We start from the raw sequence: 24,037 nt of genomic DNA, 5'->3' as shown, positions 1-24,037 counted from the left end.
CCCCCGCCCGCCGGGCGCCCGTCGCGCGGCCGCGGTCGGCGTACGGTCCAGGGCGTACGACTCGACGTCGTACGCCCTTTTTGTTCCCGTTCGCCACTGATCACGCCTGTCCGGCACGCCATTGCCCGGATCCCGCACTATTGTCTTGAGTTGTGCCTCGCCCATTGGGAGAACTCGAAGACGCGGTCATGACGCGGGTGTGGAAGTGGAACCGCCCGGTGACCGTTCGGGAAGTCCTGGAAGATCTTCAGAAGGAACGGTCCATCGCGTACACCACGGTGATGACCGTTTTGGACAATCTCCATCAGAAGGGCTGGGTGCGCCGAGAGGCGGAAGGCCGGGCCTATCGATATGAGGCGGTCTCCACTCGCGCCGCCTACGCCGCCGCCCTGATGAACGAAGCGTGGTCGCAGAGCGACAACGCCGCCGCCGCTCTCGTCGCCTTCTTCGGCATGATGAGCGAGGAACAGCGCCAGGCCCTCACGGACGCCGTGCGCATCGTCCAGCTCCCGGAAACCCATGACGAGAACCCCGGCTCGGCGGACGGCCGCGACGGACGATAGCGTCCGCTCATGTCAGCAGACAGCCCCGAAGTCACCGCAAAAGCCATCACGGTCCGGCGTGCCCGCACCAGCGATGTCCCAGCCGTACGCCGTCTCCTTGACGCCTACGTCCGCGGGGGCATCCTGCTCGACAAAGCAACGGTGACGCTTTACGAGGACATCCAGGAGTTCTGGGTCGCGGAACGCGACGACAACGCGGAGGTCGTCGGCTGCGGCGCCCTGCACGTGATGTGGGAAGACCTGGCGGAAGTCCGCACTCTCGCGGTGAAGCCCGGCCTGAAGGGCGCCGGCGTCGGACACCGGTTGCTGGAGAAGTTGCTGGAGACGGCCCGCTGGCTGGGTGTTCGCCGCGTTTTCTGTCTGACCTTCGAAGTGGACTTCTTCGGCAAGCACGGCTTCGTGGAGATCGGTGAGACCCCGGTCGACACGGATGTCTACGCGGAGCTGCTGCGTTCCTATGACGAGGGCGTCGCGGAGTTCCTCGGTCTCGAACGAGTGAAACCGAACACCTTGGGCAACAGCCGGATGCTTCTGCATCTGTGATCGTCGGCCGAATCCGCGCGCGGCCCCATGGCCGTTGCGTTGCCGCTTGCCCGGGGTGGCCTATGTCCGAAACGCGCATGTTTCCCGGGCGGGTGCGGTGAGGAGGAGTCAGCCAGGGGTTTGTGTTTTTACGGCAAAAGCGGTTTGCTTTCCGCAGTACTGCAGTACTGCATATAACAAGGGGCGGCGATACGGCGGACGCCGGCACCCCCGGCCCTCAAGTTATCGATGAAAGGAAATCCGGTGGCACAGAAGGTTCAGGTCCTTCTTGTCGACGACCTCGACGGCGGCGAGGCGGACGAGACCGTGACGTTCGCGTTGGACGGCAAGACGTACGAGATCGATCTCACCACCGCCAATGCGGACAAGCTCCGCGGCCTTCTCGAGCCTTACGTGAAGGGCGGCCGTCGTACCGGAGGCCGCGCTGCGGGCGGGCGTGGAAAGGCGCGCGCTTCTTCCGGTGGCAGCCAGGACACCGCGGCGATCCGCGCCTGGGCGAAGGAGAACGGTTACGAGGTCAACGACCGCGGCCGCGTTCCCGCGTCGATCCGCGAGGCCTACGAGAAGGCCAACGGCTGATTGTCGACCGCGGCGGCGGCGCACACCTGCCGCAGCCGAACACGGTGGACCTGTGTTGCCACGGTGTTCACCAGGCGCACGAGGTCCGGGGGGCCCTCACGGTCCCCCAGCGCTCTCCTCGTCGCCATCGCCGACAGCGTCGGCAGCGAGGCCTCGACCTCGCGTCCCGGCTCGGGGGGCCGCAGCCAGACGGCGGCCCCCTGCGAACCACCACCCCACTCCTCGGGCGACGAACCGCCCGCCGCCCCGCCCGCGCCGGCGGCCACCACGTGGGGCGCCTCCATGGAGGCACCGGCTCCGCTCGCCGTCAGGTCCAGCGGTACGCCGTCCCATTCCAGCCACTCCAGCAGCCCCGGCACCTCCTCCGCGCTGCCCGCGGCCACCAGCAGCCGCAGCCTGCCGCCCCCCGCGGCCACCGGGAATTCCCGGCCGTGGCCCCGCAGCCGTTCCAGCGCCGCGCGTCCCGCCTCCTCGGGCACGTCCAGGACGTCGAAGCGCACCCCCACCGCCAGGCGCACCGACGGTCCGGGCAGGGTGGGCCAGCCCAGCTCGTCCTCGTACCAGCGCCGGACCTCGTCACGGTCCGCGGGGCGCGGACGGCGGGGGAGCGGGCCGTGGTGGAGCGGGCCGTGGCGGAGCGGCCTGCGGGGGTGCGGAACCCCGGCGGGGGCGGTGGGGGTCATGTCCCGCGCAACCGCCGGATGGCGCCACGGGTTACGCTGGGTGCCGCTGTGTAAGCGGTGCGTGTCGAACAAGGGGGCGCGCGGGGGTGCGGGGAGGCGCAAGGTTGTTCGCCCGTAGCGGAGGGAACCCGTGCACTCGGCATGGACTGTCCGTAGCAGCGGGTAAGACATCCCTAGTGGGAGGGGGCGACACGCAGGGCGGGACGTCTCCCGTTCGCCACGGGCGTACTGGCGATGGGGGTAACTGCCTGGCCTGCGGGAACATCGTCTCGCACCATCGGGTTGGAGCAGATGTCGGCGTGAGCGGGGTCAGGAGGCCATCGACGGTGTCGGCAGTTGGAATGAGCGGTCCCCGCTTGCGGGACTAAGCTGCGGAAGGACAGGGAGGGGAAGTTCCCCCCACTGCCTGACCGCTCTGAGGAGCGATTAACGATGTTCGAGAGGTTCACCGACCGCGCGCGGCGGGTTGTCGTCCTGGCTCAGGAAGAAGCCCGGATGCTCAACCACAACTACATCGGCACCGAGCACATCCTCCTGGGCCTGATCCACGAGGGTGAGGGTGTCGCCGCCAAGGCCCTTGAGAGCCTCGGGATTTCGCTCGAGGCGGTCCGCCAGCAGGTGGAGGAGATCATCGGCCAGGGCCAGCAGGCCCCGTCCGGGCACATCCCCTTCACCCCCCGTGCCAAGAAGGTCCTGGAGCTGTCGCTCCGCGAGGCCCTTCAGCTGGGCCACAACTACATCGGCACGGAGCACATCCTGCTCGGCCTGATCCGCGAGGGCGAGGGCGTCGCCGCCCAGGTCCTGGTCAAGCTGGGCGCAGACCTCAACCGCGTGCGGCAGCAGGTGATCCAGCTGCTCTCCGGTTACCAGGGCAAGGAGACCGCCACCGCCGGCGGTCCTGCGGAGGGCACGCCCTCCACGTCCCTGGTCCTCGACCAGTTCGGCCGGAACCTCACCCAGGCCGCTCGTGAGTCCAAGCTCGACCCGGTGATCGGGCGCGAGAAGGAGATCGAGCGGGTCATGCAGGTGCTGTCCCGCCGTACCAAGAACAACCCGGTGCTGATCGGTGAGCCCGGCGTCGGCAAGACCGCCGTCGTCGAGGGCCTCGCCCAGGCCATCGTCAAGGGCGAGGTGCCCGAGACCCTCAAGGACAAGCACCTCTACACCCTGGACCTCGGCGCCCTGGTCGCCGGCTCCCGCTACCGCGGTGACTTCGAGGAGCGCCTGAAGAAGGTGCTCAAGGAGATCCGCACCCGCGGCGACATCATCCTGTTCATCGACGAGCTGCACACGCTGGTCGGTGCGGGTGCCGCCGAGGGCGCCATCGACGCCGCTTCGATCCTGAAGCCGATGCTGGCCCGCGGTGAGCTGCAGACCATCGGTGCCACCACGCTGGACGAGTACCGCAAGCACCTGGAGAAAGACGCGGCCCTCGAGCGCCGCTTCCAGCCCATCCAGGTCGCCGAGCCCTCGCTCCCGCACACCATCGAGATCCTCAAGGGCCTGCGCGACCGGTACGAGGCGCACCACCGCGTCTCCATCACCGACGAGGCGCTGGTCCAGGCCGCCACCCTGGCCGACCGGTACATCTCGGACCGCTTCCTGCCGGACAAGGCGATCGACCTGATCGACGAGGCCGGTTCCCGGATGCGCATCCGCCGGATGACCGCGCCGCCGGACCTGCGCGAGTTCGACGAGAAGATCGCCGGCGTCCGCCGCGACAAGGAGTCCGCGATCGACTCGCAGGACTTCGAGAAGGCCGCCTCCCTGCGCGACAAGGAGAAGCAGCTCCTGGCCGCCAAGGCCAAGCGGGAGAAGGAGTGGAAGGCCGGCGACATGGACGTCGTCGCCGAGGTCGACGGCGATCTGATCGCCGAGGTCCTCGCCACGGCCACCGGCATCCCGGTCTTCAAGCTGACCGAGGAGGAGTCCAGCCGTCTGCTCCGCATGGAGGACGAGCTGCACAAGCGGGTCATCGGCCAGAACGACGCCGTCAAGGCGCTGTCCAAGGCGATCCGCCGTACCCGTGCCGGTCTGAAGGACCCGAAGCGTCCGGGTGGCTCGTTCATCTTCGCCGGCCCGTCCGGTGTCGGTAAGACCGAGCTGTCCAAGGCGCTCGCGGAGTTCCTCTTCGGTGACGAGGACGCGCTGATCTCCCTCGACATGTCGGAGTTCAGCGAGAAGCACACGGTCTCCCGTCTCTTCGGTTCGCCCCCCGGCTACGTGGGCTACGAGGAGGGCGGCCAGCTGACCGAGAAGGTGCGCCGCAAGCCGTTCTCCGTCGTCCTCTTCGACGAGGTCGAGAAGGCCCACCCGGACATCTTCAACTCGCTGCTGCAGATCCTGGAGGACGGTCGCCTGACCGACTCCCAGGGCCGGGTCGTGGACTTCAAGAACACGGTCATCATCATGACGACCAACCTCGGCACCCGGGACATCTCCAAGGGCTTCAACCTGGGCTTCGCCGCCGCGGGCGACACGAAGACCAACTACGAGCGCATGAAGAACAAGGTGTCGGACGAGCTCAAGCAGCACTTCCGTCCCGAGTTCCTCAACCGCGTCGACGACGTGGTGGTCTTCCCGCAGCTGACGCAGAACGACATCCTCCGGATCGTCGACCTGATGATCAGCAAGGTGGACGAGCGCCTGAAGGACCGGGACATGGGCATCGAGCTCTCCCAGTCCGCCAAGGAGCTGCTGTCCAGGAAGGGCTACGACCCCGTGCTGGGCGCCCGGCCGCTGCGCCGGACCATCCAGCGCGAGATCGAGGACTCGCTGTCGGAGAAGATCCTCTTCGGCGAGCTGCGTCCCGGTCACATCGTGGTCGTGGACACCGAGGGCGAGGGCGAGTCCCAGACCTTCACCTTCCGCGGCGAGGAGAAGTCGGCCCTGCCCGACGTCCCGCCGATCGAGCAGGCGGCCGGCGGCGCCGGCCCGAACCTGAGCAAGGACGCCTGACCTCCGCGCTCGGGCCGAACGCGACAAGGGTCTGCCCCCGGGACACACGTCCCGGGGGCAGACCCCTTTTCGTGGTGGGCCCGGTCCGGCGCGCGGACCGGCAGGTTCAGGACAGCTGACCGTCGTAGTCCGGCAGCTTGAAGGTGCGCTCGGCGTGGCCGCCGGACAGGTCGGTGGGGCTGTTGCCGATGTTGGCGATGATCGTGTAGCCCTTCGACTCGATGTCGACGCGCTGGGCCGTCTTGTACTCGGCCACGTCGCGGAACAGGTCGGAGAAGCCGCGCACGTACAGGCCGGCCGACTCGTAGCCCACCCGGTCCAGGTTGTACTCGGTGGGCGCGTGGATGATGCCCGGACGGGCGGTCACGAAGAACACGGCGACCCCGTGCTCCTGCGCGTACCGGGCGGCCTCCAGGACCGGCTTGTTCGCGGGCTGCGGGTAGCTGAAGCCGAAGTCGGTCTCCAGGGCGGTGTTGTCGATGTCGAGGACGATCGCCTGCTTCTCGCCCGGCCGGGTGTCGGCGATCCGCTGCTGCAGATAGGGCAGGGCCTCGTCCATGACCGCCCGGCAGTCCGCCTGCCAGGTGTCGTAGTCGACGTCTGCGGCGGCGGCCGTCGTGGCCGCTGTGGCGGCCGTGGGGGCTGCGGAGGCGGTCGCCGCCTCGGCGGGGGCGGCCAGGGCCACCAGGGCGGCCGCGGAGACGGCGGTGACCGATGCGCGGCGCAGCCAGGGGCGTCTGTTCGTCATGTGGTGGGGGGTCCTCTCACGTCCGTAACGCTGCCAACGTGTCGTGTGCATGTTCGTCCACGAGGGTGACGCGAGGTGAACCGTAGGGTTACCGGGCGGTAGGTGCCTAGAGGTCTGCGCCACATTCACGGAAAGGCCGAATCGTGCCCCCGGTGACATGAGGCACAGGCGATTCGTCCTGTACTAGACGGAATAGTGGCGAAGTCGTTGAAACTAAAACGGACATTTGGCACGAACCTCTGATCGATCGGCCTCAAATGGGGCTTTCGTCCCGTTCGGGCGGTCTGTCAAGAGACGTGCATCTCAGCTCAGAAGTACGAACTTCCGTCGTAGATCACACCTTTGTGCGTTTCTGGGTGGAGGGGTTACCAAGGAGTGGCCACCGAGGCGAGGACCCGTTTCGCCGGTGGCTTTCCTCTGTCCCCTTCCTCTTGAGGTTGAGATGTCCCAGCGCGTCACGTCCCGTTCCTCCCGTACGTCCCTGATCCGCACCCGTGCGGCCGTGCTGGCCGCCGGCCTGGGGGCCTCGGTCGTGATGGGGGCCGGGGTCGCGGCCGCCGCCGACACCACGGCCGCATCCGGCATCGCCGGCGCCGTCGAGGCGCAGGCCGCCGCCCAGGCCAAGGCCGCCAAGGCCCAGGCCGCCCAGGTCAAGAAGGCTGCCGAAGCGAAGAAGGCCGCTCAGGCCGCGAAGGCCGCGAAGGCCGTCAAGGCCAAGAAGGCCGCCAAGGCCGCCGTCAAGAAGAAGGCGTCCTGGGTCGACCCGGTGAAGACCTACAAGCTCTCCGCGAGCTTCGCCCAGAACGGCGGCATGTGGGCGAGCAAGCACAGCGGTCAGGACTACGCCGTGCCGACCGGCACCCCGGTCGTGGCCACCCACGGCGGCACCGTCGTCAAGGCCGGCGGCAACGGCGCCGGTGACGGTCCCGCGTACGGCAACGCCGTCGTGATCAAGCACGGCAACAAGACGTACTCCCAGTACGCCCACCTGTCGTCGGTGAACGTGAAGGCCGGCCAGGTCGTCAAGACCGGCCAGAAGATCGCCCTGTCCGGCAACACCGGCAACTCCAGCGGTCCGCACCTGCACTTCGAGATCCGTACGACCCCGAACTACGGCTCGGCCGTGGACCCGGTCAAGTTCCTGCGTGCCAAGGGCGTGCAGGTCTGACCCGGACACCCGGCGGCGCCTAGGCGCTCCCGGCTCCCCGGTGGGCCCGGGTGATCAGATCGATGGCGACCTCGAGGACGGCCTTGCGCCGTTCCTCGGGGTCGCTTTCGACGTCCTGGAGGACGTGCATCCCGGCGTGCATGGTGAACAGGGCGCTGACGCAGCGCACCTGGTCGACGAGATCGGCGTCCGGGTCGATGAGGATGTCCCGCAGCCCGAGCATGCGGGTCTTGAACATCTCGCCGATGCGCAGCTCGCGGATCGTGGCCTGGTTCTCCTGCATGAAGCGGAAGAGCGGGGCCGCACCCATGAGCGCGTCGCTGTACCGGCGGATGATCTCCTGCTTGGTCTCCAGGGTGTGCGGCTGCTCGCGCCCCCAGGCGATCAGCTCCTCCATCGGCCGGGAGAGATCCTCGAAGATGCCGACGAGGATCTCCTCCTTGGTCTTGAAGTGGTAGTACAGCGCCGCCTTGGTGACTTCCAGGCGCTCGGCGATCTCGCGCAGTGAGGTCTTCTCGTAGCCCTGCTCGGCGAAGAGTTCCAGCGCCACGTCCTGGATGCGCTGGCGGGTGTTCCCGCGGCGCCGCTGCCTGGTGCCGTCCATGGTGCCGCCCATCCTCCTACTCGAACCGCTCTCGACAAAAACTTACTTGACGCCCGGCTAGTTGCGCGAGTAGCTTCCGCAGCAGGAACTAGCCGGGCGGCAAGTAAGTAGCGGTGGCCACGGGGAGTGGCCGGGGGAGTGAGCGGTATGGCGGAGACACCTGCGGCGGGGGCCGCGCAGACGGACGGCGGCAAACAGCCGAGGAGCGTGCGGGTGGTCCTGCTCGCCCTGATGATCGCGATGATGCTCGCGATGCTCGACAACATGATCATCGGTACGGCGATGCCGACGATCGTGGGCGAGCTGGGCGGACTGGAGCACCTGTCCTGGGTGGTCACCGCCTACACGCTCGCGACCGCGGCGTCGACCCCGGTCTGGGGCAAGCTCGGCGACATGTACGGGCGCAAGGGCTCGTTCCTGGCGTCCATCGTGATCTTCCTGATCGGCTCCGCGCTCAGCGGCATGGCCCAGAACATGGGCGAGCTGATCGGCTTCCGCGCGGTGCAGGGCCTGGGCGCCGGCGGTCTGATGGTCGGTGTCATGGCGATCATCGGCGACCTCGTCCCGCCGCGGGAGCGCGGCAAGTACCAGGGCATGATGGCCGCCGTGATGGCGCTGGCCATGATCGGCGGGCCCCTCGTCGGCGGCACCATCACCGACAACTGGGGCTGGCGCTGGGCCTTCTACATCAACCTGCCGCTCGGCGTGGTCGCGCTGGCCGCCGTGGGTGCCGTGCTGCACCTGCCGAAGAAGCGGGCCAAGGCCGGGATCGACTACCTCGGCATCGTGCTGCTGACCACCGGCATCACCGCCACCGTGCTGGTCACCACCTGGGGCGGCACGGAGTACGCCTGGTCCTCCGCGCGGATCATGGAGCTGATCGGCCTCGGTGTCGCCTCCCTCGTCGGCTTCGTGTTCTGGCAGACCAGGGCCGCCGAGCCGGTGGTGCCGCTGCACATCTTCCGCAGCCGCAACTTCACGCTGATGTCCGTCATCGGCTTCGTCACCGGCTTCGTGATGTTCGGCGCGACGCTCTTCCTGCCGCTGTACCAGCAGTCCGTGCAGGGCGCCTCCGCCACCAACTCCGGTCTGCTGCTCCTGCCGATGCTCGGCGCGATGCTCGTCACCTCGATGGTCGCGGGCCGGGTGACCACCGACACCGGCCGGTACAAGATCTTCCCGGTGCTCGGCAGCGCGCTGATGGTCGTCGGGCTGTACCTGCTGTCCACGATGGACACCGGCACCTCCCGGTTCACCTCCGGCGTCTTCATGGCCGTGGTCGGTCTCGGCATGGGCTGCCTGATGCAGATCACCATGCTGGTCGCGCAGAACAGCGTGGAGATGAAGGACATGGGCGTGGCGTCCTCGTCCACCACCCTCTTCCGCACCCTCGGCGCCTCCTTCGGCGTCGCGATCATGGGCGCGCTGTTCAACAACCGGGTCCAGGACGTCATGGCCGAGCGGGCCGGCTCGCTCGGCTCCGCGGTGACCGAGCAGTCCGCGCAGCTGGACGCGGCGAGCCTGGCGAAGCTGCCGGAGGCGGCGCGGGAGGCCTACCAGTACGCGGTCTCCTCGGGCACGCACTCGGCGTTCCTGCTGGGCGCGGTCGTCGCGGTGCTGTCGCTGGCGGCGGCCGTGTTCGTGAAGGAGGTCCCGCTCAAGGGCGCGGGCCCGGAGAAGCCGGAGACGAAGGACAGCGACGGGGGCGCGCCGACGGTGGCGGTGGCCGAGCCGGTCTGACCCCACCAGCGGTACGAAGGCCCCCGGAGGCGCGCGTTCCTCCGGGGGCCTTCCGTATCCGCCCTTCCGTATCCGCCCTTCCGCATCCGCCCTTCCGCATCCGCCCTTCCGTTCTCGCCGCCCTTCGCCGCCCTTTGCGCCACCGTTCGCCGCCGTTCGCCGCCGTTCTCGCCACCGGTTCGCCGCCGTTCTCGCCGTCCGGGCCCGTTGTCAGACCCCCGTGCCACCATCGGTCGCATGGACAAGGCGCGTCAGCTGAGGCTGGCCAAGGACGCGATGGACCGGGACTGGGCCGACCCGGACCTCGACCTGGCCGCGGTCGCCGCGCACGCCGGCTACTCGCGCTACCACTTCATACGCGCCTTCAGGGAGACGTACGGCGAGACGCCGGGCCAGTACCTCACGCACCGCCGCATCGAGCGCGCCGAGGACCTGCTGCGCACCGCCGATCTGTCGGTGACGGAGATCTGCCACCTGGTGGGCTTCAGCAGCCTGGGCACGTTCTCGGCGCGGTTCAAGACCCGTACCGGCCTCACCCCCAGCGCATACCGGACCCGGCACGTGGGCCGGGGCGCCGCCCTCATCCCGGGCTGCTACGCCATGCTCTGGGCCGGCGGGCTCGCACGCGGGCAGGACAGGGCGGCGGCACAGCGCAATTCCGGAGAAGCGGGCTGAGGGCGCCGCTGCCTACGGTGACAGGGCAGTTCAGGAACGGCCGCGAACAGGAGCACGCCATGATCAAGGGTCTCGCCATTTCCACCGTCTGGGTCCTCGACCAGCAGCGGGCGAAGGAGTTCTACACGGAGAAGCTGGGCCTGGAGGTCCGCACCGACATGACGCTCGGCGACGGCGGCATGCGCTGGCTCACCGTCGGCTCGCCGAACCAGCCCGACGTCGAGCTGACCCTGATGGTGCCCGGCGCCGGCATGGACCCCGAGTCCGCCGAGATGATCAAGAAGCTGGTGGCCAAGGGGGCGCTCGGCGCGGGCGTGCTGACCACCGACGACATCCACGGCGACTACGCCAAGCTCAAGGAGCGCGGCGTGGAGTTCATCCAGGAGCCGCAGGAGCGCCCGTACGGCACGGAGGCGCTGTTCCGCGACGACTCGGGCAACTGGTTCTCCTTCACGCAGCCCCGTGAGGGCGGCCTCGACATGGACCAGGACTGGTCCTGCTGAAGGACCCGGGTGCCCGCGGCACCCCTGGCACCGCCGGCGCGCCCGCCTACTGCGGCAGCATCGGGTAGCTGCCGGTGTTCGTCGGCGCGTGCTCCGGCAGCCACAGCACGGCGACCGCGCCCTCGGCCGGCGTACCCTCCGGCGCTCCCGCCGGCCGTACGTTGCGGAAGGTCAGCCGCGCGCCCAGCACCCGGGCCTGCCCGGCCGCGATGGTCAGCCCCAGGCCGTGACCGCGCCCGGCCCGGTCCTTGCTGCCGGTGCGGAAGCGGCTCGGCCCCTCGGCGAGCAGGTCCTCGGGGAAGCCGGGCCCGTGGTCGCGGACCCGGATCACCCGGCCCTCGACGGTGACCTCGATGGGCGGCCTGCCGTGCCGGGCGGCGTTGGCGAGCAGGTTGAACAGCACCCGCTCCAGGCGCCGCGGGTCGGTGGTGACCTCCGACTCGTGCACCACGTGCACGGTGATGTCCGGGTCCTTCGCGGCCACCCGCCGGGCGACGAACCCGCCCAGCAGGATGTCCTGCAGTTCGGCCCGTTCCGAGGCGCTGTCCAGCCGGGCCACCTCCAGGACGTCCTCGACCAGGGTGCGCATCGCCTTGGCCCGGTCCAGCACCAGCTCCGTCGGCCGGCCCGGCGGCAGCAGTTCGGCCGCGGTCAGCAGCCCGGTGACCGGTGTGCGCAGCTCGTGCGCGATGTCGGCGGTGACCCGGCGTTCGGCCTCCAGCCGCTGGCGCAGCGCGTCCGCCATGGCGTCCACGGCGCTGGCCAGGTCGTCGGTCTCGTCCCGCACCACCCCGCCGATGGCGTCGCGCACCCGGACGTCCGTCTCGCCGCCCGCGACCCGGTTGGCGGCGCTGGCCGCCTTGCGCAGCCGGCGCGAGAGGTGCCCGCCGATGAGCACGCCGAGCGCGCTGCCGCCCAGCACGACCGCGATGGAGCCGATCACCAGGGCCTGGTCGAGGTCCTTGAGGATGTCCGAGCTGCGGTCGGTGAAACCGGAGTGCAGGGACATCACGTGCCCGTTCTTCAGCGGCACCGCCGCCCAGACGTCCGGCGCGTCGCCCCGGTCGGACACATAGGTCGCCCGCCGGCCCGCCTCCGCCTTCTCCCGCAGCTCGGCCGGCAGCTCCGGGTCGTCGATCTTCGTGTTCGGGAAGTTCAGCCGCCCGGACAGCTCGTAGTTGCGCTGGGCGATCATGATCCGCTCGTCGGCGAGGTCACGCGCGTTGTCCAGCATCGACACCCGGGCCGCGTTGTGCACGACCAGGCTCAGCGCGATCGCCACCAGCGCCCCGACCAGCGCGATGGCCGCGCTGAGCTTCCACCGCAGACCCGTACCTATGCCCACCCGGTCGACGCACGCCGCCACCAGGCGCCGGAAGTACCCCCGCATGTGCCCGCTCAGGCCTTCAGCTTGTAGCCGAAGCCGCGGACCGTCTCGATCCGGTCCTGGCCGATCTTCGTCCGCAGCCGCTGCACATGGACGTCGACGACCCGGGTGTCACCGCCCCAGCCGTAGTCCCACACCCGTTCCAGCAGCTTGTCGCGGGAGAGCACGGTGCCGGGGGCCGCGGAGAACTCCAGCAGCAGCCGCATCTCGGTCGGGGTGAGCGCCACCGGCTGCCCGGCCCGGCGCACCTCCATGCCCTCGGTGTCGATCTCCAGTTCGCCGAAGGCCAGCACGGCCCCGTTGTCCTGCGCGGTCTGCTCCTCGCGTCCGCCGGCAGCCCGCCCGAAGCGGCGCAGCACCGCGCGGATCCTGGCGACCAGCACCGCACCGTCGAACGGCTTGGTCACGTAGTCGTCGGCGCCGGCCTCCAGACCGAGCACCACGTCGATGGAGTCGGCGCGCGCCGACAGCATGATCACCGGCACCGTCGACTCGTCCCGTATGCGCCGGCACAGGCTGACCCCGTCGAGCCCGGGCACCATGACGTCCAGCAGCGCGATGTCGGGCCGGTCGGAGCGGAACGCCTCCAGGCCGGACAGGCCGTCGGGCATCGCGGTGACCACGAAACCGTCCCGCTCCAGGGCGAGCTGGGTGGCCTCGCGGATGACGTCGTCGTCCTCGACGAACAGGACGTGGGTCTGGTCTGCCATCCCGGTGCTCTCAGTCCTCGTGTCGTCTCGCGTGGGTGCGAGCGTGTGCTTCTCGGCCCTGCCGTCGGGCGGGGCCCGGGGTCCGTCGTCGGGATCGTCCCGGCGCGCGGGGTCCGGGCCGGTCGGCGGCACCGCACCGGCCGGCCGGGCCGATCCGGAGGACAGACCCTAGTCGTCGGGCGCCGGCACCGGCTCCGGTCCGGCCACCTGCCCGTAGTCGTTGTGCGTGCGGTACTCCTCGGAGAACCGGCCGGACGCCCACCGGTAGGTGATCACGTTCTCGCCGGACGGACTCGACACCGGGTCGCCCCGGTCGTAGACCTGCTTGGTCACCACCAGGTCCCCGCGGTCGATCTCCGCGTACACCGGGGGTTCCTCGGCCGTGAACACGTTCACGTACGAACCGCCCTGGTCCCGGTACACGTACGACCCGATCCCCACCGCGTCCCCGCAGGTCAGCACGTTGACGACGAGGTCGTCGACGGACCCTCCGGTGAGGTTGCCGTAGCTGACGTCGACCGGGTACTCGTCGGCGACGCACGGCTTGAGCTCCCGTTTGACCTCCGTGGAGACCTCCGGGTCGCCCTTGATCAGCCGGACCGCGTCCACCCGCTCCGGGCGGCGCGAGGGCGTCGCCGACGGTGCGGCCCGGCTGGCCACCGAGTCCGCGTGGGCCGGGCCCTCGTCACGCGCCCCGGTGCCGCCCGTGCCGCAGCCGGCGGCGAACAGCACGGCGGTGCCGAGCACGGCCGTCGCCGTCGTCACCGCCCGGGCGGTGGTGCGGGCCCGGGTGGGCCCCGCGCCGGTCAGGCCGCGCAACGCTCCCGCTCCTCACGCTCCAGCGCGCGTGCGTCCCTCTCGCGCGCCTCCAGCTCCTCGCGGAGCCGGGCGAGCGCCCGGTGCAGCGTGCTCTTGACCGTTCCGGCCGACATGCCGAGGGCGGCGGCCGTCTCGTCCGTGGACATCTGCTCCCAGTGTCGCAGCACCACGACACTGCGCTGTTTCGGGGCGAGCACCTTGAGGACGTCCATCAGCAGGGCCCGGTCGGCGTGCTGCTCGGTGGAGTCGTCCACGCAGGCCTCCGGGAGCTGCTCGGTCGGCACCTCCTCCAGCTTGCGGGCCCGCCACCACTCCGTCCGCGTGTTGATCATGACGCGGCGCAGGTAGGCGTCGGCCAGCCGCTTGTCCTCGATGGTCTCCCAGCGGCCGTACGTGCGTACCAGCGCGGTCTGCAGCAGATCCTGCGCGTCCACCGGGTCCGGGACCAGGCGGCGGGCGCTGCGCAGCAGCGCTTCCTGCCGGCTGCGGACGTATTCCTCGAACTCGAGCACCTCGCCCTGCGCCATGGTGAACCGCCTCCCGATCCCCGTTTTCCGGCCAGCCCGTGCGGGCCGGATGCCCTGCCTGTGATCCGTGGTCGCCGTGCCGGTCTGCGGCACGTGTTCGAAGCTACGGAGGCGTTGTCACGGCACTGTCCGAGGCAGCCTGCGGGCAGCGCGCGGCTGTCCGTCGGTTGTGTAACGGAGGCGGGGAGCGGCCGCGACGATGGGCGGGTTGGGGCGGTTGTGCGGCGATTGCACGGCGGGACGGCGGCGGGGAGATCGCGCGGCCGGGCGGCGATACGGCCGGGGCGCCGGGTGAGGCGGGTCGGGGGGTGCGCCGCCGGCCGTGCGTCAGGCGTGCGTCAGGCGAGCGGCAGCCGGTACAGGCCGCCCGGCAGCGGCTCCACCAGACCGTCGGCGACCAGGCCGTCCAGCGCCCGGGCGCGCTGCACCGGCTCGTGCCACACCCGGTCCAGCGCGGTCTGCGGCACCGGACCGTGCGCCTCCCGCAGCACCGCCAGCAGCCGCCCGCGGACCTGACGGTCGGTGCCCGCGTACGTCTGGCCGCGGCGCGGCGGACCTTCGTGGGCCGGCTTGCCCGCCAGCCGCCAGGCGCACTGCGCGGCGATCGGACAGCGGTGGCACGACTCGTTCTTCGCCGTGCACACCAGCGCGCCCAGTTCCATGGAGGCGGCGGCCCACCGCGCGGCGGTCTCCGCGTCCTCGGGCAGCAGCGTGCGGGCGAGCCGCCGTTCGGCGGCCGTGGTGGCGTTCGGCGGGTACTGCACTCCGGTGACCGCGCGGGCGAACACGCGGCGGACGTTGGTGTCCAGCACCGCGTGCCGCTGCCCGTACGCGAACGACGCCACGGCCGCGGCCGTGTACTCGCCGATGCCGGGCAGCGCGAGCAGCTGGGCGTGGTCGGCCGGGACGTCGCCGCCGTGCCGCTCCGTTATGGCGACGGCGGCGCCGTGCAGCCGCAGCGCGCGGCGCGGGTAACCGAGCCGGCCCCAGGCGCGGACGGCCTCGCCGGGCGCCTCCGCGGCGAGGTCGGCGGGCCGCGGCCAGCGGGCCAGCCACTGCTCGTAGACGGGCAGCACCCGGTTCACCGGGGTCTGCTGGAGCATGAACTCGCTGACCATCACTCCCCACGCTCCGGCCTCGGGGCGCCGCCACGGCAGGTCCCGGGCGTGCTCGTCGAACCAGTCGATGACGGGGGAGTGCAGCGGCTCACCGGGAGCACGTTCGGGCGCGGGGTCGGCGGCGGTGCCGTACGGGGGCTTCGTGGGAGCAGTCATGACCCGTCGATCCTGCCACGCCGGGCGGTGCTCACGGGGGAACCGCCACGTGGAGAGTGGGGGAACGGGGCCCGGGGTGCGCGAGAAGGGCCCGACTGGGGGTGACAGGCGCGGGGCCGAGGGGGCCCGGGGCCGGGCCCTCCGGGCGGTGGTGAGGCACCTGACGATCGGCGGCACTTCCGGCTGTGCTTCGACGCCGCGGGGCGGCTCGCGGCCGAGGACGTCGTCCCGCGCGTCGGACTGTCCCGCGAAGGGCCGGAGGAACAAGAGGGGTTCGCGCCGTGATCGGGGTTCTGCCGGCCGACGACGAGGCGATGGTGCGTGCCGGGGTGCGCGCCGTCCTGGGGAGCAGCGGGGAGACGGAGGTGGTCGCCGAGGCGGGCGACGGCCGGGAGGCCGTCGAACCGGCCCGCGCCCACCGTCCCGACGTGGCCCTCCTCGACCTCTGCATGCCGCGCCTGGACGGGCTCGCGGCGGCCGAGGAGATCGCCCGCGCCGTCCCGGGCACGGCCGTCGCGATGCTCACCGCGTTCTCCGAACGCTCCTACGTGGCCCGCGCACTGGGCGGCGGCGCCACCGGCTTCCGGCGGAGGCGCCCGCATTCGTGGCGTGGTGGCTGGGGAAGGACCAGTCGCCGTGCGGCGGGCACGGGGCGAGGGACGGGACGGCGCCGGTGACGGCGCGGCACGGACGTTCCTCCGTGACCGCGGACTTGAGCACCTCACTGCACACGTACGCCACGGCCGTGGCCAGAGGCGCAAGGGCCGCGATCGTGAAGGCATGGGTGTCGGAGCGCCGGGCCCGCCACCAGGCGGGCACGAACAGCGCGACGAAGACCAGCAGTCCGGCCTCCGTTCCGATCTCGGCCGTGTGCTGTACCCACGTGGGCGTGTCCTGCGCGTGGTCGGTGCTGTCGCGGTAGGGCCCGCTGTCCACAAAGCCCATGGTCACGGACCGTAGGCGAGGTGCCGGAACGGTCACACCCTGCGATCGTCGCGTGCTGCACCTGACGAAAGACAGGGGTGCCCGGGCCGTTTCCGGAATGATGATCCGGAAAAGTTGCGCCGGGAGCGGCGGGTGGGACAAGCGAACGGGTCGATCTCTCGTACAGTTTGCGCCGTGGGATCTCTGCGCAATCCGGTCGGGCCGCTTCCCTCCTCCATCTACTGGCGACGGAGGGCCGTACTGCTGTCCGTGCTGGCCCTGTTGGCGTTGTTGATCACCTGGGTCGTCGTCTCGGGCGGCGGGAGCGGCGGCGACCGCCAGAACGGCGCCAACGGCAAGAATCCCGCGCCGTCCATCACACCGGGACCGTCGGGCTCCGGGCCGGCGATCAGTCAGGCGCCGGGCGGGCGCGACGAGTCGGAGGACGGCGGAGCGGAAGGTTCCGGCGGTTCCGGCGGTTCGTCGTCCGGCAGCGGCGACGACGGCGCCAACGGCGACCCCGCGGACTCCGGCGGCACCGACGGATCGGGCGGCACCGGGGGCAGCGCGGGTGGCGGCTCCGAGGGCGGTACGTCGGCCGGTGTCGGCGCGGGCGACGCGCTCCCGGCGGGATCCGGGTCCTCGCTGCCCAACTGCACCGCGAGCGCGGTCAAGTTCAGCCTGCGCAGTGCCCGCAACACCTACGCGCCCGACCGGACGCCGACGTTCCTGCTGACCGCCCGGAACATCTCCGGCACCGACTGCAAGGTCGATCTCGGCCCGGACAACACGGTGTTGACGATCACTCCGGCGGACGGCGACGACGCGTACTGGGCGTCGGACGACTGCCCGAAGGGCGCCCGGAGCCTGGTGTTCCGGGTGCCTGCGGAGGACAGCATCACCTACACCGTGAAGTGGGACCGCAAGCCCAGCGCGCCGCAGTGCGCCACGCCGAAGGCGGGCTCGGCCGGTGCGGGCACCTACCTGGTGGAGGCGAAGGCGCCCGGGTTCACGAAGGTGCAGACGTCGTTCGTGCTGGAGCGTGACTGAGCCGGCTCGCGGCGGATCAGACGTAACGCTCCAGGATCGAGCTCTCGGCCAGCCGGGACAGGCCCTCGCGGACACTGCGGGCGCGCGCCTCGCCGACGCCGTCCACCGTCTGGAGGTCGTCCACGCTCGCGGCGAGCAGCTTCTGCAGTCCGCCGAAGTGCTCCACCAGACGGTCGATGATCGCGCCCGGCAGCCTCGGCACCTTGGCCAGCAGCCGGAAGCCGCGCGGCGAGACCGCCGAGTCCAGGGTCTCCGGTGAACCCGTGTAGCCGAGGGCGCGGGCCACTGTCGACAGTTCCAGCAGCTCGGCGTGGGTGAGCACGTTCAGCTCGTGCAGGGCCTCGTCGACCGTGCGGGAGCGCTTGGCGGTGGGCTCGGGGACGTAGTCGCGGACGACCAGTTCACGCTCGGGCTCCACACCCGCGATCAACTCGTCCAGCTGGAGCGCCAGGAGCCGGCCGTCGGTGCCCAGTTCGACCACGTATTCGGCGATTTCGGTGGCGATGCGGCGCACCATCTCCAGTCGCTGTGCGACCGCCGAGACGTCCCGGACGGTCACCAGGTCCTCGATCTCCAGCGCGGACAGGGTGCCCGCCACTTCGTCGAGGCGGAGCTTGTAGCGCTCCAGGGTGGCGAGCGCCTGGTTGGCGCGGGACAGGATCGCCGCCGAGTCCTCCAGGACCCGGCGCTGGCCGTCGACGTAGAGCGCGATCAGGCGCATCGACTGGGAGACCGAGACCACCGGGAAGCCGACCTGCTTGGAGACGCGGTCGGCGGTGCGGTGCCGGGTGCCGGTCTCCTCGGTGGGGATGGTCGGGTCCGGCACCAGCTGGACGCCCGCGCGCAGGATCTTGGACAGGTCGGACGACAGGACGATGCCGCCGTCCAGCTTGCACAGCTCGCGCAGCCGGGTCGCGGTGAACTCGACGTCCAGCACGAAGCCGCCGCTGCACAGCGCCTCGACGGTCTTGTCGCTGCCCAGCACGATGAGGCCGCCGGTGTTGCCGCGGAGCACGCGCTCCAGGCCGTCACGCAGCGTGGTGCCGGGTGCCACGGCGCTCAGCGAGGCGCGCATCAGGCCATCGGAACCGGCACTCCCACCGGACTTTCCGGGAGCTGCTGCCCGGTCGTTGGCTGCCACTGCACTCCTCCGGTCGCAGGTTCTGGGGCCCCCGCGGTTCGTACGGACGGGCGAGACCTGGGCAAAGTCTACCGGCGGTCCTCCTCGTCCCGTGGGGCGTCTCGGCGACGGGAGCGCGGAAGGACCCGCAGCGCGTCCCCCATGTCCGCCACTTCCAGGACCTTCATGCCCGGCGGGACCTTGCCCGGATCGGCCGGTACCAGCGCGTGCGTGAAGCCCAGGCGGTGCGCCTCGGCGAGCCTGCGCTGGACGCCCGTGACCCGTCTCACCTCGCCGGCCAGGCCGACCTCGCCGATCGCGACCAGGTTCTTCGGCAGCGGAGTGTCGCTCGCGGCCGAGGCCAGCGCGAGCGCGACGGCCAGGTCCGCGGCCGGCTCCGAGAGCTTCACACCGCCGACCGTCGCGGAGTAAATGTCCCGTTTGCCCAAGGCGCTGATGCGGCCGCGCTGTTCCAGCACCGCCAGCATCATGGAGACGCGGGAGGTCTCCAGGCCGGAGGTGGTGCGGCGGGGCGAGGGGATCTGCGAGTCGACGGTGAGCGCCTGCACTTCGGCGACCAGGGGGCGGCGGCCCTCCAGGGTGACGGTCAGGCAGGTGCCCGGGACCGGTTCGTCACGCCGGGTCAGGAAGAGTCCGCTGGGGTCGGCGAGGCCGGTGATGCCCTCGTCGTGCAGTTCGAAGCAGCCGACCTCGTCCGTGGTGCCGTAGCGGTTCTTGACGCCGCGCACCAGGCGCAGGCGGGCGTGCCGGTCGCCTTCGAAGTGCAGGACGACGTCCACCAGGTGCTCCAGCAGGCGCGGCCCCGCGATGGCGCCGTCCTTGGTGACGTGGCCCACGAGGAGGGTCGACATCCCGCGCTCCTTGGAGGCCCGGATCAGCGCGCCGGCCACCTCCCGCACCTGCGCCATGCCGCCCGGGGCGCCGTCGATCTCCGGGGACGCGACCGTCTGCACGGAGTCCATGATCAGCAGGGACGGCTTCACCGCGTCCAAGTGGCCGAGGACGGCGGACAGATCCGTCTCGGCGGCCAGGTACAGGTGGTCGTCGATGGCGTGGATGCGGTCGGCGCGCAGCCGGACCTGGCTCGCCGACTCCTCACCGGTGACGTAGAGCGTGCGGTGCTCCTCGCTCGCCGACTTGGCCGCCACGTCCAGCAGCAGCGTGGACTTGCCCACGCCCGGCTCGCCCGCGACCAGCACCACCGCGCCGGGCACCAGTCCGCCGCCGAGCACCCGGTCCAGCTCGGGCACGCCGGTGGAGCGGGCGGTGGCCTGGCGGCCGTCGACCTGGCCGATCGGCACGGCGGAGGTGGTGACCCGGCCGGGCGTCGTCGTACGGACCGCGGGCGCGCCGTACTCCTCGACCGTCCCCCAGGCCTGGCACTCGGGGCAGCGGCCGAGCCACTTGGCCGTCTGCCAGCCGCACTCGGTGCAGCGGTAGGACGGGCGGTCCTTGGTGGTCTTGGTACGGGCAGCCATGCGGAAAAGGTACTGGCACGGTCTGACAACGGTCCCGTCCCGCCCTCCCCGGGACCGCCACCGTCCTCCCGGCGCCCCTCGCCGACGCCCGCGGGCGGACCTGGCGGGCGGTCACGGGGCGGCCCCGTGCGCGGTACGGGACGGCGGCCTCGTGCGCGGTACGGGACGGTCTCGTGCTCACGCTTCGGGGAGGGCCGTCCGTCCGCTTCGGAAAGGGCCGGTACGTCCGCTTCGGAAGGGCCGTGCCTGCACCTCCGAACGGGCTCGTCCGCGCCCTCCGGAAGGCCCCCTGCGCACACCCCCGGAACGGCCCGTCCGCGCGCCCCGAAAGGGCCTCTGAGCGGCAGGAAAGGATCACCGGCGGCGGGCGGGGAAAGGTTCCTGTCCTCGATTGAGGGATCGTTTCACCCGTACGGATTAAAAGTGCGCATGGCTCCGGAAGGGGCCGCCCCGAGCCGCCTACGGTCGCCGAATGATGAGCAGTGGCCCGGAGACCTCGACCCGAATGACCGGAGCACACCGGACGCACCGGGAGGTGCGTGACCGGGGCGCCGCACGCACGCTGGCACAGCGGCCGGCCACCCGCCACGAGCCCTTCCTGGACGGCCTGTTCACCTACTGCCTGTCCGTGCTCTGCGACCACGACGCGGCGACCGCCGCCCTGGCCGACGTCCTGGCGCTCGCGGACCGCCGCGGCCGGCACGTCCCGGACGCGCCCGGCGACCGCAGGGCCTGGCTGTACGCGCTCGCCCGCTGGGCGTGTCTGCGCAAGCTGGCGGAGGCCCGGCAGAAACGGCAGGCCACGCACGCCGTGGACCGCGGCGACCGCCGGCGCACGGCCCGCGCGGCCACCGCCCCGGCCGTCGCCGAGGAGGTCCAGGAGCGGCGTCGGCGCGAACTGTCCCTGCTGGCCTGGCCGGAGGCCGCCGGCACCACCCCGGAGCAGCGCGAGGCGCTCGAACTCGCCGTCCGCCACCAGCTCGCCGCCCCCGAGGTGGCGGCCGTCCTCGGCATGGAGCCGGCCGCCGCGCGCGAACTGCTCGCCGCCGCGGCCTGCGAGGTGGAACGCACCCGTGCGGCGCTCGCCGTCGTGGAGACCGGAGCCTGCCCGGGCGTGGCGCATCTCACCGGCGACCGCAGGCTGGTCCTCAGCGCGACCCTGCGCCGCGAACTCGTCCGGCACGTCGACGACTGCCCGCGCTGCCGCCGTACCGCCGAGCGGGCCATTCCCGGCCGCTGGCCCGGCACCAGCGTCACCCCGGACGCGCTGCCCGTGCTCCCGGCGCCCCGCGCGGCCCTGCACGCCCTCATGGCGCGCCATCCGCGCGGCCGCGCCGCCGCGCCGCGCTTCGACCGGCGCGGCTTCCCGGTGGACCCCAAGGACCGCGCGGCGCGCCGCGACCGGCTGCGCGCGCGGGCCGTCACGACGACGGTCGTCGCCACCGTCGTCGCCGCGCCGGTGCTCGCGCTGTGGGCCGCCTACCGGGGCACCCCCGTGGGCGAGGCGCCGGACGGCCGGTCGGCCTCCGCGCGGGAGGACGGCGGCGCGGTCGACCTCGACGGCGAGACGGCGGGCGGCGGCTACGAGAACACCGGGAACGCCCGCACCCGGCCCGGTTCCCGCTTCGACGAGGACGGCGGCGGCGCGGACGTGTCCGTGGAGGTCGTCGGCGTCGCCGGGGCCGGCCGCAAGGGCGCGGCCGTGATGGGGGTCACCGCCGACCGCAGCGGTGACACCACGCTGATCACCCTGACCGCGACCGGTTCCGGACCGGTCCGCTGGTCCGCGTCGACGGGGGCGTCCTGGCTGTATCTGAGCCAGTCGTCGGGCACGCTCGACGCCGGCGAGTCGCTGACGATCCGCGTGTACGTCGACCAGCTGCGCGAGCCGTCCGGGCACTGGAGCGCCACTGTGGCGATCTCGCCCGCCGGTGCCGTGGTCACCATCGACGGCTACGGCACCGCCCCCTCGGCCCCGTCCTCCGGCCACCCCGGCAGCCCGGGCACCTCGCATCCGGGCACCCCGAGCGGGCCCCCGCCGTCGTCGTCCGACCCGGAGCCCACGCCCACGTCACCCGGGCCCTCGGAGCCCCAGCCGAGCGATCCGCCGTCCTCACCCGACCCGGAACCCGGCACCGGCGGCCCCACACCCACCGGCCCGACGCCCTCCGAGACGGTGCCGTCCGGCCCGCAGGACTCGACGTCGCCCGACGGCAGCGGAGAACCGGCCACGGACGCACCGTAGGGACGGGTCACACCGTAAGGGCCGGGCGCCGTAAGGACTGGACGTGTCGTAGAGGGCCGGGCGCCGGAAGGACGGGTCGCACCGTAGGGGCCGGGCGCCGTAAGGACCGGACGCGCCGTAAGGACTGGACGTGCCTAAAAACCCGGACCTGCCGTAAGGGCCGGTCCCACCGTGGACCGGCCGTACCGGGCACCCGGCCCCGCGGGCCTGCCCCGGTTCCGCCCCAGGCACCCGGCCCCGCGGGCGGGCCCCGGTTCCGCCCCAGGACTCAGTCCGGCCCCGCGGCCCCGCCACCCCTCGCCCTACGCCCCGGCCGCCTCGGCCGCCCCGGCCGCCCCGGCCGGACCGGGGCGGGGCGGGTCTGCCGGGTGCGGTGCCAGCATCGGCAGTTGCGCGGCCAGCCGCTGCTCGCACAGTTCGACCAGCCGGTCGTAGCCGGCCTTGCCCATCAGCTCGGTCAGCTCCGCGCGGTAGGAGACGTACACCGGCTCGCCGGCGCCGTGCGCGGAGGTGGCCGAGGTGCACCACCAGTGCAGGTCGTGGCCGCCCGGACCCCAGCCGCGCCGGTCGTACTCGCCGATCGACACCTGCAGCACGCGCGTGTCGTCGGGCCGGTCGATCCAGTCGTAGGTCCGCCGGACGGGCAGCTGCCAGCACACGTCCGGCTTGGTCTCCAGCGGCTCGCGGCCCTCCATGAGGGCGAGGATGTGCAATGAGCAGCCCATGCCGCCCGCGAAGCCCGGCCGGTTCTGGAAGATGCACGAACCCTGGAACGGGCGGGTCTGGCGGTCGCCGTCCTCGTCCTCGGAGATCCAGCCGTTACGGGTGCCCTCCGCGTGGTGCTGCCAGATGTCCGGTGTGAGCCGCGCCACGTGCTCGGCGACCCGCTTCTCGTCGTCCTCGTCCGAGAAGTGGGCGCCCAGGGTGCAGCAGCCGTCGTCCGCGCGGCCCGCCTGGATGCCCTGGCAGCCGCTGCCGAAGATGCAGTTCCAGCGAGAGGTCAGCCAGGTCAGGTCGCAGCGGAAGACCTGCTCGTCGTCCGCCGGGTCCGGAAACTCCACCCACGCGCGGGCGAAGTCCAGGCCCTGCTCGTCGTCCACCGGCGCCGGGCCCGGCCCCTGCGGCGCCGTCGTCTCCGAAGAACCTCCGGCCATCTCCGAAGAACCTCCGGCCCCTCCGGCCTTCTTGCCCTTCTTGACCTTCTTGTCCGGCTTTTCGTCCTTCGCCTTTTTCGTCTTTGGCACGCGTCCAGGGTAAGACGCCCGCGCCCCCTGCCGGGACCGCCCCGGCCCCCGCACGGGGGGCTTCACACCGCGCGGCGGGCAGTAGCGTTCCGTACATGAGACTCGGTGTCCTCGACGTGGGTTCGAACACGGTGCATCTGCTGGTGGTGGACGCGCACCCCGGCGCGCGCCCGCTGCCCGCACATTCGCACAAGGCCGAACTGCGCCTCGCCCAGCTCCTCGACGACAGCGGAGCCATCGACTCCGACGGCGTCGACAGGCTGGTCTCGGTCGTCCACGAGGCGCTCCGGGCCGCCGAGGACAAAGGGGTCGAGGAACTGCTGCCGTTCGCGACCTCCGCGGTGCGCGAGGCGGGCAACGCCGACGACGTCCTCGCGCGCGTGCGCGACGAGACCGGCGTCGAGCTCCAGGTCCTCAGCGGCGCGGAGGAGGCCCGGCTCACCTTCCTCGCCGCCCGCCGCTGGTACGGCTGGG

The 24,037-nt window shown here is 71.7% G+C and carries 22 protein-coding genes and 2 pseudogenes; 12 read left to right on the top strand and 12 right to left on the bottom strand.

Annotation, left to right across the window (positions count from 1 at the left end):
* Nucleotides 1-164 precede the first annotated feature (164 nt).
* The 3 genes from FGW31_RS15205 to FGW31_RS15195 all read left to right on the top strand — a co-directional run bounded on the left by FGW31_RS15205 (nt 165) and on the right by FGW31_RS15195 (nt 1,685).
* On the top strand, nt 165-563 hold the full coding sequence (locus FGW31_RS15205; RefSeq protein ID WP_142193957.1) for a BlaI/MecI/CopY family transcriptional regulator: 399 nt from the start codon (nt 165-167) through the stop codon (nt 561-563).
* Between the two features lie 9 nt (nt 564-572).
* Complete coding sequence (locus FGW31_RS15200; RefSeq protein WP_142193956.1) at nt 573-1,106, top strand: amino-acid N-acetyltransferase; 534 nt, start codon at nt 573-575, stop codon at nt 1,104-1,106.
* 243 nt (nt 1,107-1,349) lie between these two features.
* Nucleotides 1,350-1,685, top strand: coding sequence for a histone-like nucleoid-structuring protein Lsr2 (locus FGW31_RS15195; RefSeq protein ID WP_004985012.1), 336 nt, complete (start codon nt 1,350-1,352; stop codon nt 1,683-1,685).
* Here FGW31_RS15195 and FGW31_RS15190 read toward each other — a convergent pair.
* Nucleotides 1,664-2,368: an SCO3374 family protein gene (locus FGW31_RS15190; RefSeq protein WP_220450323.1), complete on the bottom strand. Its 705-nt coding sequence runs from the start codon at nt 2,366-2,368 to the stop codon at nt 1,664-1,666. The genes FGW31_RS15195 and FGW31_RS15190 overlap by 22 nt on opposite strands.
* Nucleotides 2,369-2,800: 432 nt before the next feature.
* Between FGW31_RS15190 and FGW31_RS15180 the strand changes: the two genes are divergently transcribed.
* Nucleotides 2,801-5,326, top strand: a complete 2,526-nt coding sequence (locus FGW31_RS15180; RefSeq protein ID WP_142193954.1) for an ATP-dependent Clp protease ATP-binding subunit — start codon at nt 2,801-2,803, stop codon at nt 5,324-5,326.
* A gap of 106 nt (nt 5,327-5,432) precedes the next feature.
* Here the strand turns inward: FGW31_RS15180 and FGW31_RS15175 are convergent, their stop codons facing one another.
* A complete protein-coding gene (locus tag FGW31_RS15175; protein WP_161176124.1) occupies nt 5,433-6,074 on the bottom strand; it encodes an HAD family acid phosphatase in 642 nt (213 codons plus the stop codon).
* Between the two features lie 442 nt (nt 6,075-6,516).
* Here FGW31_RS15175 and FGW31_RS15170 point away from each other — a divergent pair, with 442 nt between their 5' ends.
* Complete coding sequence (locus FGW31_RS15170; RefSeq protein WP_142193952.1) at nt 6,517-7,242, top strand: M23 family metallopeptidase; 726 nt, start codon at nt 6,517-6,519, stop codon at nt 7,240-7,242.
* A gap of 19 nt (nt 7,243-7,261) precedes the next feature.
* On the opposite strand, the gene FGW31_RS15165 is transcribed toward FGW31_RS15170, so the two are convergent.
* Nucleotides 7,262-7,858 carry a TetR/AcrR family transcriptional regulator gene (locus FGW31_RS15165; RefSeq protein ID WP_182675329.1) on the bottom strand — a complete coding sequence of 199 codons (597 nt, stop codon included), beginning with the start codon at nt 7,856-7,858 and terminating at the stop codon, nt 7,262-7,264.
* Nucleotides 7,859-7,993: 135 nt separating this feature from the next.
* On the opposite strand from FGW31_RS15165, the gene FGW31_RS15160 reads away from it, so the two are divergent.
* From FGW31_RS15160 to FGW31_RS15150, 3 genes are all read left to right on the top strand, one after another.
* Nucleotides 7,994-9,586 carry an MDR family MFS transporter gene (locus FGW31_RS15160; protein ID WP_142193950.1) on the top strand — a complete coding sequence of 531 codons (1,593 nt, stop codon included), beginning with the start codon at nt 7,994-7,996 and terminating at the stop codon, nt 9,584-9,586.
* Between the two features lie 237 nt (nt 9,587-9,823).
* Nucleotides 9,824-10,261, top strand: coding sequence for a helix-turn-helix transcriptional regulator (locus FGW31_RS15155; RefSeq protein ID WP_142193949.1), 438 nt, complete (start codon nt 9,824-9,826; stop codon nt 10,259-10,261).
* A 59-nt stretch (nt 10,262-10,320) separates the two neighbouring features.
* Nucleotides 10,321-10,764: a VOC family protein gene (locus FGW31_RS15150; RefSeq protein WP_142193948.1), complete on the top strand. Its 444-nt coding sequence runs from the start codon at nt 10,321-10,323 to the stop codon at nt 10,762-10,764.
* Nucleotides 10,765-10,810: 46 nt separating this feature from the next.
* Here FGW31_RS15150 and cseC read toward each other — a convergent pair whose 3' ends face one another.
* The 5 genes from cseC to FGW31_RS15125 form a co-directional block, all read right to left on the bottom strand.
* Nucleotides 10,811-12,154: a two-component system sensor histidine kinase CseC gene (gene cseC / locus FGW31_RS15145; RefSeq protein ID WP_142193947.1), complete on the bottom strand. Its 1,344-nt coding sequence runs from the start codon at nt 12,152-12,154 to the stop codon at nt 10,811-10,813.
* Between the two features lie 8 nt (nt 12,155-12,162).
* Nucleotides 12,163-12,861 carry a two-component system response regulator CseB gene (cseB, locus tag FGW31_RS15140; RefSeq protein WP_142193946.1) on the bottom strand — a complete coding sequence of 233 codons (699 nt, stop codon included), beginning with the start codon at nt 12,859-12,861 and terminating at the stop codon, nt 12,163-12,165.
* 168 nt (nt 12,862-13,029) lie between these two features.
* Nucleotides 13,030-13,680 carry a hypothetical protein gene (locus FGW31_RS15135; RefSeq protein ID WP_167530062.1) on the bottom strand — a complete coding sequence of 217 codons (651 nt, stop codon included), beginning with the start codon at nt 13,678-13,680 and terminating at the stop codon, nt 13,030-13,032.
* The gene (locus FGW31_RS15130) at nt 13,668-14,207 is read right to left on the bottom strand and encodes a SigE family RNA polymerase sigma factor (protein WP_142193945.1); all 540 of its coding nucleotides are present in this window, start codon (nt 14,205-14,207) and stop codon (nt 13,668-13,670) included. The genes FGW31_RS15135 and FGW31_RS15130 overlap by 13 nt, the downstream gene beginning before the upstream one ends.
* Nucleotides 14,208-14,545: 338 nt before the next feature.
* Nucleotides 14,546-15,481, bottom strand: a complete 936-nt coding sequence (locus FGW31_RS15125) for an HhH-GPD family protein (RefSeq protein WP_142193944.1) — start codon at nt 15,479-15,481, stop codon at nt 14,546-14,548.
* 281 nt (nt 15,482-15,762) lie between these two features.
* Between FGW31_RS15125 and FGW31_RS15120 the strand changes: the two are divergent.
* A pseudogene (locus tag FGW31_RS15120) lies at nt 15,763-16,065 on the top strand (response regulator); the annotation flags it as partial.
* 1 nt (nt 16,066) lies between these two features.
* Here FGW31_RS15120 and FGW31_RS35650 read toward each other — a convergent pair.
* Nucleotides 16,067-16,426: pseudogene (locus FGW31_RS35650) on the bottom strand (phosphatase PAP2 family protein); the annotation flags it as partial.
* 174 nt (nt 16,427-16,600) lie between these two features.
* On the opposite strand from FGW31_RS35650, the gene FGW31_RS35020 reads away from it, so the two are divergent.
* The gene (locus FGW31_RS35020; RefSeq protein ID WP_182675331.1) at nt 16,601-17,455 is read left to right on the top strand and encodes a hypothetical protein; all 855 of its coding nucleotides are present in this window, start codon (nt 16,601-16,603) and stop codon (nt 17,453-17,455) included.
* A 16-nt stretch (nt 17,456-17,471) separates the two neighbouring features.
* On the opposite strand, the gene disA is transcribed toward FGW31_RS35020, so the two are convergent.
* Together disA and radA are read right to left on the bottom strand one after the other, a co-directional pair.
* Complete coding sequence (disA, locus tag FGW31_RS15100; RefSeq protein ID WP_142193942.1) at nt 17,472-18,596, bottom strand: DNA integrity scanning diadenylate cyclase DisA; 1,125 nt, start codon at nt 18,594-18,596, stop codon at nt 17,472-17,474.
* Nucleotides 18,597-18,664: 68 nt separating this feature from the next.
* Nucleotides 18,665-20,074, bottom strand: a complete 1,410-nt coding sequence (radA, locus tag FGW31_RS15095) for a DNA repair protein RadA (protein ID WP_142193941.1) — start codon at nt 20,072-20,074, stop codon at nt 18,665-18,667.
* Between the two features lie 472 nt (nt 20,075-20,546).
* Here radA and FGW31_RS15090 point away from each other — a divergent pair, with 472 nt between their 5' ends.
* Entirely contained in the window at nt 20,547-22,319 is a 1,773-nt protein-coding gene (locus FGW31_RS15090) for a BACON domain-containing protein (RefSeq protein ID WP_142193940.1), read from the top strand.
* 302 nt (nt 22,320-22,621) lie between these two features.
* Here the strand turns inward: FGW31_RS15090 and FGW31_RS15085 are convergent, their stop codons facing one another.
* Nucleotides 22,622-23,563 (bottom strand): hypothetical protein, encoded by a 942-nt coding sequence (locus tag FGW31_RS15085; RefSeq protein WP_142193939.1) that lies wholly within the window; start codon nt 23,561-23,563, stop codon nt 22,622-22,624.
* 95 nt (nt 23,564-23,658) lie between these two features.
* Here FGW31_RS15085 and FGW31_RS15080 point away from each other — a divergent pair.
* The coding region (locus tag FGW31_RS15080) for a Ppx/GppA phosphatase family protein (protein WP_459179162.1) at nt 23,659-24,037 on the top strand (379 nt) is incomplete at its 3' end.

The organism is Streptomyces calvus (genome assembly GCF_006782915.1).
GTDB lineage: Bacteria > Actinomycetota > Actinomycetes > Streptomycetales > Streptomycetaceae > Streptomyces > Streptomyces calvus.
The sequence above is the reverse complement of the archived record's forward strand: the minus strand, read 5'-3'. Positions and strand labels throughout refer to the sequence as shown.

What these genes read in the sequence shown, in the direction of transcription:
- cseB (WP_142193946.1), bottom strand. Translation starts at nt 12,861, where the DNA reads ATGGCAGACCAGACCCACGTCCTGTTCGTCGAGGACGACGACGTCATC.
- FGW31_RS15125 (WP_142193944.1), bottom strand. Translation starts at nt 15,481, where the DNA reads ATGACTGCTCCCACGAAGCCCCCGTACGGCACCGCCGCCGACCCCGCG.
- FGW31_RS15200 (WP_142193956.1), top strand. Translation starts at nt 573, where the DNA reads ATGTCAGCAGACAGCCCCGAAGTCACCGCAAAAGCCATCACGGTCCGG.
- FGW31_RS15175 (WP_161176124.1), bottom strand. Translation starts at nt 6,074, where the DNA reads ATGACGAACAGACGCCCCTGGCTGCGCCGCGCATCGGTCACCGCCGTC.
- radA (WP_142193941.1), bottom strand. Translation starts at nt 20,074, where the DNA reads ATGGCTGCCCGTACCAAGACCACCAAGGACCGCCCGTCCTACCGCTGC.
- FGW31_RS15170 (WP_142193952.1), top strand. Translation starts at nt 6,517, where the DNA reads ATGTCCCAGCGCGTCACGTCCCGTTCCTCCCGTACGTCCCTGATCCGC.
- FGW31_RS15180 (WP_142193954.1), top strand. Translation starts at nt 2,801, where the DNA reads ATGTTCGAGAGGTTCACCGACCGCGCGCGGCGGGTTGTCGTCCTGGCT.
- cseC (WP_142193947.1), bottom strand. Translation starts at nt 12,154, where the DNA reads ATGCGGGGGTACTTCCGGCGCCTGGTGGCGGCGTGCGTCGACCGGGTG.
- FGW31_RS15155 (WP_142193949.1), top strand. Translation starts at nt 9,824, where the DNA reads ATGGACAAGGCGCGTCAGCTGAGGCTGGCCAAGGACGCGATGGACCGG.
- FGW31_RS15160 (WP_142193950.1), top strand. Translation starts at nt 7,994, where the DNA reads ATGGCGGAGACACCTGCGGCGGGGGCCGCGCAGACGGACGGCGGCAAA.
- FGW31_RS15150 (WP_142193948.1), top strand. Translation starts at nt 10,321, where the DNA reads ATGATCAAGGGTCTCGCCATTTCCACCGTCTGGGTCCTCGACCAGCAG.
- FGW31_RS15090 (WP_142193940.1), top strand. Translation starts at nt 20,547, where the DNA reads ATGATGAGCAGTGGCCCGGAGACCTCGACCCGAATGACCGGAGCACAC.
- FGW31_RS15130 (WP_142193945.1), bottom strand. Translation starts at nt 14,207, where the DNA reads ATGGCGCAGGGCGAGGTGCTCGAGTTCGAGGAATACGTCCGCAGCCGG.
- FGW31_RS15190 (WP_220450323.1), bottom strand. Translation starts at nt 2,368, where the DNA reads ATGACCCCCACCGCCCCCGCCGGGGTTCCGCACCCCCGCAGGCCGCTC.
- FGW31_RS15165 (WP_182675329.1), bottom strand. Translation starts at nt 7,858, where the DNA reads ATGGGCGGCACCATGGACGGCACCAGGCAGCGGCGCCGCGGGAACACC.